This is a genomic window from Mycobacterium asiaticum, assembly GCF_001673635.1.
In the GTDB taxonomy this organism is placed as follows: Bacteria; Actinomycetota; Actinomycetes; order Mycobacteriales; family Mycobacteriaceae; genus Mycobacterium; species Mycobacterium asiaticum_C.
Genome location: NZ_LZMH01000042.1, coordinates 1 through 682, shown reverse-complemented (window position 1 = coordinate 682; position 682 = coordinate 1). Strand labels below are relative to the sequence as shown.

The 682-nt window shown below is 68.5% G+C and carries 1 pseudogene; it reads left to right on the top strand.

Annotation, left to right across the window (positions count from 1 at the left end):
* Positions 1-682: pseudogene (locus A5645_RS12090) on the top strand (SecDF P1 head subdomain-containing protein); the annotation flags it as partial.

Genomic DNA, 682 nt, shown 5'->3' with positions numbered 1-682 from the left:
CCCCGCCCCGGCACCCAGCCCGGCCCCGCCGTCGAGTCCGGCGCCTTCGCCCGCGCCGACGGGGGAGGCGCCGCCACCGGAGCAGCCCACGGCTCCGGACCCGCGCAAGGATCTCGCCGAGCGCATCGCCCAAGAGAAGAAGTGGCGGCAGAACACCAGCCAGTACATCCAGATGGTCGCCCTGCAGTTCCAGGCCACCCGCTGCGATAAAGACGACATCCTGGCCGGCAACGACGACCCCAAGCTTCCGCTGGTCACCTGCTCCACCGACCACAAGACCGCCTACCTGCTGGGACCGTCGATCATCAGCGGCGATCAGATTCAGGACGCGACCTCCGGGATGAATCAGAGCAGCCTGGGCTATGTCGTCGATCTGCAGTTCAAGGGACCGGCGGCGAACGTGTGGGCGGACTACACCGCCGCGCACACCGGCACCCAGACGGCATTCACCCTGGACTCGCAGGTCGTCAGCGCGCCGATGATCCGGGAGGCCATTCCGGGCGGCCGCACCCAGATCAGCGGCGGTGAGCCGCCGTTCAGCGCCGCGACCGCCAAACAGCTCGCCAACGTGCTGAAGTACGGGTCCCTGCCGCTGTCGTTCGAGTCGTCGGAAGCCCAAACCGTTTCGGCGACATTGGGTTTGACGTCGCTGCGGGCCGGCTTGATCGCCGGGGCGATCGGT